General features: G+C 72.4%; 9 protein-coding genes and 1 pseudogene. 6 read left to right on the plus strand and 4 right to left on the minus strand.

From position 1 onward, the window contains the following. The first annotated feature begins 2 nt into the window (after positions 1-2). From SSNG_RS08360 to SSNG_RS08375, 4 genes are all read left to right on the plus strand, one after another. Positions 3-986 (plus strand): DEDDh family exonuclease, encoded by a 984-nt coding sequence (locus tag SSNG_RS08360; protein ID WP_042800745.1) that lies wholly within the window; start codon positions 3-5, stop codon positions 984-986. A gap of 86 nt (positions 987-1072) precedes the next feature. Beyond that, the gene (locus SSNG_RS08365; RefSeq protein ID WP_007263378.1) at positions 1073-1306 is read left to right on the plus strand and encodes a hypothetical protein; all 234 of its coding nucleotides are present in this window, start codon (positions 1073-1075) and stop codon (positions 1304-1306) included. Between the two features lie 126 nt (positions 1307-1432). Further along, positions 1433-2218, plus strand: a complete 786-nt coding sequence (locus SSNG_RS08370; RefSeq protein ID WP_042803114.1) for an SURF1 family protein — start codon at positions 1433-1435, stop codon at positions 2216-2218. A gap of 10 nt (positions 2219-2228) precedes the next feature. Continuing rightward, the gene (locus SSNG_RS08375; protein WP_007263380.1) at positions 2229-2984 is read left to right on the plus strand and encodes an SDR family oxidoreductase; all 756 of its coding nucleotides are present in this window, start codon (positions 2229-2231) and stop codon (positions 2982-2984) included. Positions 2985-3341: 357 nt separating this feature from the next. On the opposite strand, the gene SSNG_RS08380 is transcribed toward SSNG_RS08375, so the two are convergent. The 3 genes from SSNG_RS08380 to SSNG_RS08390 form a co-directional block, all read right to left on the minus strand. Continuing rightward, positions 3342-4121, minus strand: a complete 780-nt coding sequence (locus SSNG_RS08380) for an enoyl-CoA hydratase/isomerase family protein (protein ID WP_007263381.1) — start codon at positions 4119-4121, stop codon at positions 3342-3344. A 205-nt stretch (positions 4122-4326) separates the two neighbouring features. After that, positions 4327-4548 (minus strand): helix-turn-helix domain-containing protein, encoded by a 222-nt coding sequence (locus SSNG_RS08385; RefSeq protein ID WP_007263382.1) that lies wholly within the window; start codon positions 4546-4548, stop codon positions 4327-4329. Between the two features lie 374 nt (positions 4549-4922). Then, positions 4923-6521 carry an ABC-F family ATP-binding cassette domain-containing protein gene (locus SSNG_RS08390; RefSeq protein ID WP_007263383.1) on the minus strand — a complete coding sequence of 533 codons (1599 nt, stop codon included), beginning with the start codon at positions 6519-6521 and terminating at the stop codon, positions 4923-4925. A 256-nt stretch (positions 6522-6777) separates the two neighbouring features. Between SSNG_RS08390 and SSNG_RS08395 the strand changes: the two genes are divergently transcribed. Both SSNG_RS08395 and SSNG_RS08400 read left to right on the plus strand, forming a co-directional pair. Then, positions 6778-7668, plus strand: coding sequence for a neutral zinc metallopeptidase (locus SSNG_RS08395; protein ID WP_007263384.1), 891 nt, complete (start codon positions 6778-6780; stop codon positions 7666-7668). A gap of 69 nt (positions 7669-7737) precedes the next feature. Beyond that, positions 7738-8133 carry a VOC family protein gene (locus SSNG_RS08400; protein ID WP_007263385.1) on the plus strand — a complete coding sequence of 132 codons (396 nt, stop codon included), beginning with the start codon at positions 7738-7740 and terminating at the stop codon, positions 8131-8133. A gap of 32 nt (positions 8134-8165) precedes the next feature. Here SSNG_RS08400 and SSNG_RS08405 read toward each other — a convergent pair. Further along, positions 8166-8814: pseudogene (locus tag SSNG_RS08405) on the minus strand (hypothetical protein); the annotation flags it as partial.

Here is an 8814-nt window from a genome sequence, read left to right on the forward strand (position 1 = left end):
CTGTGACCATGCTCGACGACCGTACGACCGCAGAGGCGGAATGGCCGACCGCGTACCCCCAGGGGTACGCGGTCGTCGACGTGGAGACCACCGGGCTCGCTCGCGACGACCGGATAGTCTCGGCTGCCGTCTACCGGCTCGACGCCCAGGGCAACGTGGAGGACCACTGGTACACCCTGGTCAACCCGCGCCGTGACCCCGGACCCACCTGGATCCACGGCCTGACCAGTGCGATGCTCCAGGACGCCCCGCTCTTCGCGGACATCGCCGAGGAGTTCGCGGGCCGGCTCGCCGACCGCGTCCTCGTCGCGCACAACGCCATCTTCGACTGGCAGATGATCGCCCGGGAGTACGCGCGGGCCTCCGCGACCGCGCCCGTACGGCAGCGGCTGTGCACCATCGCCCTGTCGAAGGAGCTGAACCTCCCGCTGCCCAACCACAAGCTGGAGTCCCTCGCCGCGCACTACGGCGTGGTCCAGCAGCGCGCCCACCACGCGCTCGACGACGCCCGGGTGCTGGCGGAGGCGTTCCGTCCGTCGCTGCACGCGGCCGCGCGGGACGGCGTACGACTGCCCCTGCTGGAGTGCCGCCCGCTGACGGAGTGGTCGGACTCCCCCGCGACGCCGCGGGTCGGCTACCAGTCCTCGTACGGGAACGGCGGCAGTTGGCGGGCCTCGCGCAAGCGGCCCCCGTGCCCGTACCCGAACCCGGGGCGCTTCGAGGACGGCAAGCCGCTCAGGCAGGGCATGCGGATCGCCTTCTCCGGGGACACCTCCGTGGACCGGGAGCTGCTGGAGGACCGGGCGGTGGAGGCGGGCCTGCACATCGCGACGAGCGTGTCCCGGCTCACCAGCCTGCTCGTCACCAACGACCCGGACTCCTCGACCTCGAAGACGGTCCGGGCTAAGTCGTACGGCACCCCGATCGTGGACGAGGCGGCCTTCACCCAGTTGCTGCGTGACGTGGCGGGGGCCGAGGAGGAGTAGCGGGCGTTGCTCCGGCCGGGTGCAGGCGCGGCGACTCACCCCGGTGGATCTTGTTCCGTCCGCCCGGCCCGCACAGCATGCGGCGCATGGCACGTTGCGAGGTCTGCGGAAACGACTACGGCATGTCCTTCGAGGTGCACGCGCAGGGCGCGGTGCACGTCTTCGACTGCTTCTCCTGCGCCATCCACCGCATGGCGCCCATCTGCGAGCACTGCCGGGTCCAGATCATCGGGCAGGGCGTCGAGGTCGAGGGCCAGTGGTACTGCGGCGGGCACTGCGCCCGTGCGGAGGGGAAGGTGGGCATCGTCGACCACGTCTGACCGCCCGCTCCGTTCCCCTTCCCCCTCCCCTCCTCCGCTCCCTTGTCCGCTCCCCTTCTCCGCTCCCGGACCCCGGAAGGCCACCCGGCCGCCGGGGTCCTCGTCGCTGGGGGTACCGTCATGGGCGTGTACCGCTTTGTGCTGACCCGGCAGTGGGTGTCCCTCACCCTCGTCGCCCTCGTCCTCATCCCCGTGATGATCAAGCTGGGGTTCTGGCAGTTCCACCGCCACGAGCACCGGGTCGCCCAGAACGAGCTGATCGCGAAGAACCTCTACGGGAAGCCGGTGCCGGTGACCGGGGTCACCTCGCCCGGCCACACCGTTCCGAGGGCCGACTACTGGCGTGCCGTCACCGCCACCGGCACGTACGACCCCGCGCACGAGGTCGTCGTACGGATGCGCACCTCGAACGACGGCAAGGTCGGCTTCCACGTGGTGACGCCGCTGGTGCTGGGCGACGGCCGGGTGGTCCTGGTCAACCGGGGCTGGGTGCCCGGCGGCGACGACCCGCGCGCCTACCCGCCGGTGCCGGCCGCGCCCTCGGGCGAGGTCACGGTGACCGGCCGGCTCAAGGCCGACGAGACCAGCGGCGGCAGCGGGATCAAGGACCGCAAGGGCCTGCCCGACCGCCAGGTGATGCTGATCAACAGCGAGCAGCAGGCGGCCGCGCTGGGCAAGCCCGTGCTCGGCGGCTACCTCGAACTGACGGGCCCCGAGCCGGCCGGCGGCAGCCCCGAGATGGTGGCCGAGCCCGACCACGACTCGATCGGCGCGCACATGGCGTACGCGATCCAGTGGTGGCTGTTCGCGTCGGCGGTGCCGGTGGGGTGGCTGGTGCTGGTGCGGCGGGAGAAGCGCGACCGCGAGGAGGCGGCGGCCAAGGCCGTGTCGCCGGAGCCCGCTTCGGCGTAGGTTGTCCCGCATGGATCTTGGACTGAAGGACCGTGTCTACGTCGTCACCGGTGCCACGCGGGGCCTCGGCTTCGCCTCCGCGCGCGAGCTCACCGCCGACGGGGCGAAGGTCGTACTGACGGGCAGGGACGAGAAGCGGGTCGCGGACGCCGCCGCCGAACTCGGCCCGAACGCGGTGGGCGTGGTGGCGGACAACTCCGACCCCGACGCGGCCGCCCGGCTGGTGGCCACCGCGCGGGAGCGCTTCGGCCGCTTCGACGGCATCCTCATCAGCGTCGGCGGCCCCCCGCCGGGCCTGGCGGCGGACAACACCGACGAGCAGTGGGCGGCGGCGTTCGACACCGTCTTCCTGGGCGCGGTCCGCCTCGCCCGGACGGCCGCGGCCGAGCTGGGCGAGGGCGGGGTCATCGGCTTCGTGCTGTCGGGCTCGGTGCACGAGCCGATCCAGGGCCTGACCATCTCGAACGGCCTGCGGCCGGGGCTGGCGGGCTTCGCCAAGTCCCTGTCGGTGGACCTGGGGCCGCGCGGGATCCGCGTGATCGGGCTGCTGCCGGCGCGGATCGACACGGACCGGGTGCGGGAGCTGGACGCGCTGTCCGGCGACTCGGACGCGGCCCGCGCGGGCAACGAGTCCCGCATCCCGCTGCGGCGCTACGGCACCCCGGAGGAGTTCGGGCGCACGGCGGCGTTCCTCCTGTCCCCGGCGGCGTCGTACCTCACGGGCCTGATGGTCCCGGTGGACGGCGGCTCCCGCCACGGCTTCTGATTCTTCACGCGCCGCTCGCACGGCTCGGCCGCGGGCGGCCTCCCCGGCTTCGCGCCGCTGCGCCGGACTCCGTCCGGCGGCCTGCGGGGCGGGGCCGGTGCGCGTTGCTGGTGCCGGTCGCTCGTCTGCGGGTGGTGTGCCGCTGCGCGGGGCTGGTCCCCTACCCGCCCTTCCACCGTTCCCAGGGGCTCCGCCCCTGACCCCGGTCCTCAAACGCCGGACGGGCTACAGACAGCCCCGCCGGCGTTTGAGGCGCGGGGGTCCGGGGCGGAGCCCCCAGGGGGCCGGGGCGCAGCCCCGGGGAACGGACGAAGGACGGGGCGGGGAGCAGCCCGCGCAGCGGCGTACCCGCGGGCCTCAGTCGGAGAGGCCCGCGAGGTCGCGCAGCCGGCGGGCCTGGGCGGCGCGCTCGGCGGCGCGCTGCTCGTCGTACGTACGGGACGTGGCCGCGGCCAGCAGCGCCTTGGTCTCGATGACGGCGTCGCGGGCCGGGGCCAGCAGGGCGGTGGTGAGGTCCTGGACGGCGGCCTCCAGTTCGGCGGCCGGGACGACCAGGTTGGCCAGGCCGACCCGCTCGGCCTCCTCGGCGTGCACGAAGCGGCCCGTGGCGCAGATCTCCAGCGCGCGGGCGTAGCCGACCAGGGCGGTCAGCGGCTGGGTGCCGGCCAGGTCGGGGACCAGGCCCAGGCTGGTCTCGCGCATGGCGAACTGCACGTCGTCCGCGACGACGCGCAGGTCGCAGGCGAGCGCGAGCTGGAAGCCGGCGCCGATCGCGTGCCCCTGTACGGCGGCGATGGAGACGATGTCATTGCGTCGCCACCAGGTGAAGGCCTCCTGGTACTCGGCGATGGTGGAGTCGAGCAGTTCGTCGGAACCGCGCGCCAGATCGAGGAAGGACGGCTCGCCCTCGAAGCCTTCGGGGGTGAACGCCTGCCGGTCGAGCCCGGCGGAGAAGGACTTGCCCTCGCCGCGCAGTACGACGACCCGGACGGTGCCGGGCAGCGACCGTCCGGCCTCCGCCAACGCCCGCCAGAGCGCGGGGGATTGGGCGTTTCGCTTGGCCGGATTGGTCAGTGTCACCGTGGCGACCGTGTCGTCGATGGTGAGCCGTACGCCATCCTTGTCGAGCAGAGCCATCTGGTGCCTCCGGTGTGCAGTCGCGGCCGTGTGCCCGGCCTAAGTGACTGCACAGTAACCACCCAGCCGGCCGCGGGGCCGACCGGGGGTCACCGAAGGTACCGTGCGTGGATCGGGACGAAACCGACAGCATGGATCAGACAGCATGAAAGAGAACGGAGCTGTCGGGCGGTCTTCGGCACCGGCCCCGGCCTGACGGCCAGGGTCAGGCCGCGGCCGCCTTCTTGCCGCGTGTCGCGCCACCGCGACCACGCAGCGTGACTCCGGACTCGCTGAGCATCCGGTGGACGAATCCGTAGGACCGGCCGGTCTCTTCGGCCAGCGCCCGGATACTCGCACCGGAGTCGTACTTCTTCTTCAGGTCTGCCGCGAGCTTGTCGCGCGCGGCGCCGGTCACCCGGCTGCCCTTCTTCAGAGTCTCGGCCACCCGTGCCTCCTCGTGGGAAGTGCGCTCTGGACTTCTCATGATCACCCCTCCCCGGCTTCCTGGCCACCCATTCAGCAAGGTCGGTGCGACGGCATTTCCCGGTCCGTGGACACACGAGCAGAACGGAATCTTCTCTTCCGCCGCATGACCTCCGTCACATTGCCCCAGCGTCGGAGGGAATCACCAGGTCAGGGGCCGGAAGCGGAAAACATCCGGCCCCGGACGCGCGTCCGGGAGGACGCGGCCGGGGCCGATGTACAGGGCGCGGGGGTACGAGACCGTCTCACTCAGATGATGGATCACGTCTGAGCCGAATGATCCATAAGGAACTGGATCAACCCCGGGGGCCGTCGGGCGGGGCCGCCCGGCGGCGGTCAGGCGAGGGCGACCAGGTCCCGGTAGTCCGGGCCCCACAGGTCCTCGACCCCGTCCGGGAGCAGGATGATCCGCTCCGGCTCCAGGGCCTCCACGGCGCCCTCGTCGTGGGTGACGAGGATGACCGCGCCCTTGTAGGTGCGCAGCGCACCCAGGATCTCCTCGCGGCTGGCCGGGTCGAGGTTGTTGGTGGGCTCGTCGAGCAGCAGCACGTTCGCCGAGGAGACGACCAGGGTGGCCAGGGCCAGGCGGGTCTTCTCGCCGCCGGAGAGCACGCCCGCGGGCTTGTCCACGTCGTCGCCGGAGAACAGGAAGGAGCCGAGCGTCTTGCGTACGTCGACGAGGTCCAGGTCGGGCGCGGAGGAGCGCATGTTCTCCAGGACCGTGCGCTCGGGGTCGAGCGTCTCGTGCTCCTGGGCGTAGTAGCCCAGCTTGAGGCCGTGCCCGGGCACGACCGTGCCGGTGTCGGGCTTCTCGGTGCCCGACAGCAGGCGCAGCAGGGTGGTCTTGCCGGCGCCGTTGAGGCCGAGGATGACCACGCGGGAGCCCTTGTCGATGGCCAGGTCGACGTCGGTGAAGATCTCCAGCGAGCCGTAGGACTTCGACAGGCCCTCGGCGGTCAGCGGGGTCTTGCCGCAGGGCGCCGGGTCCGGGAAGCGCAGCTTGGCGACCTTGTCGGAGGCGCGGACGGCCTCCAGGCCGGAGAGCAGCCGTTCGGCGCGCTTGGCCATGTTCTGGGCGGCGACGGTCTTGGTGGCCTTGGCGCGCATCTTGTCGGCCTGCGAGTTCAGCGCCGCGGCCTTCTTCTCGGCGTTCTGGCGCTCGCGCTTGCGGCGCTTCTCGTCGGCCTCGCGCTGCTGCTGGTAGAGCTTCCAGCCCATGTTGTAGACGTCGATCTGGGACCGGTTGGCGTCGAGGTAGAAGACCTTGTTGACCACGGTCTCGACGAGGTCGACGTCGTGGGAGATCACGATGAAGCCGCCGCGGTAGTTCTTCAGGTAGTCGCGCAGCCACACGATCGAGTCGGCGTCGAGGTGGTTGGTCGGCTCGTCGAGGAGCAGGGTGTCGGCGTCCGAGAAGAGGATCCGGGCGAGCTCGACGCGGCGGCGCTGGCCGCCGGAGAGGGTGTGCAGGGGCTGGCCGAGGACCCGGTCGGGGAGGCTGAGGGCGGCCGAGATGGTCGCGGCCTCGGACTCGGCGGCGTAGCCGCCCTTGGTCAGGAACTCGGTCTCCTGGCGCTCGTACTGCTTGAGGGCCTTGTCGCGGGTGGCGCCGGAGCCGGTGGCGATGCGCTCCTCGTTGGCGCGCATCTTCTTGAGCAGTACGTCGAGCCCGCGTGCGGAGAGGATCCGGTCGCGGGCGAGCACGTCGAGGTCGCCGGTGCGCGGGTCCTGCGGGAGGTAGCCGACCTCGCCGGAGCGGGTGATGGTGCCGCCGGCGGGCTGACCCTCGCCCGCGAGGCACTTGGTGAGGGTGGTCTTGCCCGCTCCGTTGCGGCCGACGAGCCCGATGCGGTCGCCCTTGGCGACTCGGAAGGACGCGTTCTCGATGAGGATGCGGGCGCCGGCGCGCAGCTCGATGCCGGTGGCGGTGATCACGGAAATACTCCAGGGCGGTGGGGACGGCGGAAGTGGGGGCGGGACGCGCGTTGCTTCGACGCCGCTAATCCGCGAGGAGATTTGCCATGGGATTCATTCTACCGGGGGTGCGCAACCACTTTTCTGGGCCTCCCGTCCCCCGTTCGGCGCACGGGCCACGCGGGGGCGCCCGGGCACGTATCAGGATGAAGGGGTTGACACTCGCCGCAGGGGCGGCAGGCGGTCCCTGGGGTCTCACCGATATGGGCGGTGCGGGATGCAGTTCGACGACAACGCCAATCTGGACACGTCCGAGGTCAAGGACGTGCGCGGCAGCCGTGTCCCGGGCGGGAGGGCCACGATCGGCGGCGGCCTCGTCGGCCTGATCGCGCTGGTGCTGGGGCTGCTCTTCGGGGTGGGCCCGGAGCAGCTGGGCCTGTCGGACGGCAGTCCGGAGCCGGTGGCGACCTCCTCGTCGGCCGCGCAGGTGCAGCAGTCCTGCAAGACCGGGCAGGACGCGAACAAGCGCGAGGACTGCCGGCTGGTCGCGGTGGTCAACAGCACCCAGGACTTCTGGAGGCAGGAGTTCCAGAAGCGCGGCGGGGCCTACCGTCCGGCGTCGACGGTCTTCTTCACCGGCCGGGTGAACACCGCCTGCGGGGCGGCCACCGCGGCGGTCGGGCCCTTCTACTGCCCCGGTGACCGGCAGGTCTACCTGGACCTGGGCTTCTTCGACGAGCTGCGGACGAAGTTCGGGGCGAGCGGCGGCCCCTTCGCGCAGGCCTACGTGGTGGCCCACGAGTACGGGCACCACATCCAGAACCTGACCGGGACGCTCCAGCGGGCCCAGGACGGGCGGCAGGGCGCGAACAGCAACGCGGTGAAGGTCGAGCTCCAGGCGGACTGCTACGCGGGGGTGTGGGCGCACAACGCGACGAGGACCCCGGACGAGTCCACGGGACGGCCGCTGATCACCAGCCTCACCGACCAGGACATCCGGGACGGGCTGGACGCGGCGGCGGCGGTCGGCGACGACCGGATCCAGGAGAAGTTCCAGGGCCGGGTCACCCCGGAGTCCTGGACCCACGGCTCGGCCGAGCAGCGCCAGCAGTGGTTCTACCAGGGCTACCGCACGGGCGACATGGCCCAGTGCAACACCTTCCGCTGACTGTCGGCGCCGCCTGCCATGCTGTGACGTGGGTCACTTGGGCCACCGTCACGAGAGGGAGTGATCGTCATGGCAGGCGTTCCGTCCATCTACCCCACGCTGCTCTACCGCGACGCGAAGGCGGCGATCCAGCAGCTCACCGAGGCGTTCGGGTTCACCCAGGTCGCGGTCTACGAGGGCGACGACGGCACGGTGATGCACGCGGAGCTGGCGTACGGCGGCGGCGCGGTGATGCTGGGCAGCACGGGGCGCGGCGGCGCCTTCGACAAGGCGATGGAGGCGGCGGGCCCGGCGGGGGTCTACGTCGTGGTCGACGACGTGGACGCCCATCACCGGCGGGCGGCCGAGCACGGCGTGGAGATCCTGATGGAGCCCACCGACCAGGACTACGGGTCCCGGGACTACATGGCGCGGGACGCCGAGGGCAACGTCTGGAGCTTCGGGACGTACGCGCCGCAGCTGTGACGCCGCGGCGCGTCCGCGCGTACGGCGGGAGGTCAGACGCCGCCGGTGTGCACCTGGAAGGCGGCCCGGCGGACCGCCTTGGCGAGGGCGGGGTCGGGGTGGGCGGCGGCCAGGGCGACCAGCACCTGCACGGTGCGGGGGTGGCCGACCGCGCGGACCTCGTCCAGCAGCCGGGGCACGGTGGTGCGGACGGCGGAGTCGAGGTGGCGGGCGAGCAGGTCGGCCTCGCCGTGGTCGGCGATGGCGGCGGCGGTGTCCACCCACAGCCAGGTCGACTCCTCGGCGGTGAGCACGTCCTGGGCGTCGTCGGGGTCCACCCCGTCGTGCTCGGCGAGCCAGAGCAGGGCGTACGGCCGCAGCGCGGGCTCGCGCAGGGCCCCGCGCACCTCGCGCTCGGCGGGGGCCCCGACCACCCGCAGGGCCTCGAAGGCCAGGCCGCGCAGCAGCGCGTCCTCGCCGCGGGCGGCGTGCAGCAGCTCGCTGACGGCGTGGCCGACGGGCCGGGCGGCGAGCCAGGCCTGGTACTCGGCGCGGGCCGGTCCGGGGGTGAGCCGGGCGCAGCCGTGCAGCATCGCGGCGGCGGACTGCTCGATGTTCCCGGCCGGGCTCTGGGCGGCGACGCAGATCTGCTCCAGCTTCACCCACACGGCCCAGCTGCCGAGGGGGGTGAGGGTGGCGCGG

Origin of the sequence: Streptomyces sp. C (assembly GCF_000158895.1) — a bacterium.
Classification (GTDB): domain Bacteria; phylum Actinomycetota; class Actinomycetes; order Streptomycetales; family Streptomycetaceae; genus Streptomyces; species Streptomyces racemochromogenes.

What these genes read in the sequence shown, in the direction of transcription:
- SSNG_RS08375 (WP_007263380.1), top strand. Translation starts at nt 2,229, where the DNA reads ATGGATCTTGGACTGAAGGACCGTGTCTACGTCGTCACCGGTGCCACG.
- SSNG_RS08365 (WP_007263378.1), top strand. Translation starts at nt 1,073, where the DNA reads ATGGCACGTTGCGAGGTCTGCGGAAACGACTACGGCATGTCCTTCGAG.
- SSNG_RS08400 (WP_007263385.1), top strand. Translation starts at nt 7,738, where the DNA reads ATGGCAGGCGTTCCGTCCATCTACCCCACGCTGCTCTACCGCGACGCG.
- SSNG_RS08380 (WP_007263381.1), bottom strand. Translation starts at nt 4,121, where the DNA reads ATGGCTCTGCTCGACAAGGATGGCGTACGGCTCACCATCGACGACACG.
- SSNG_RS08395 (WP_007263384.1), top strand. Translation starts at nt 6,778, where the DNA reads ATGCAGTTCGACGACAACGCCAATCTGGACACGTCCGAGGTCAAGGAC.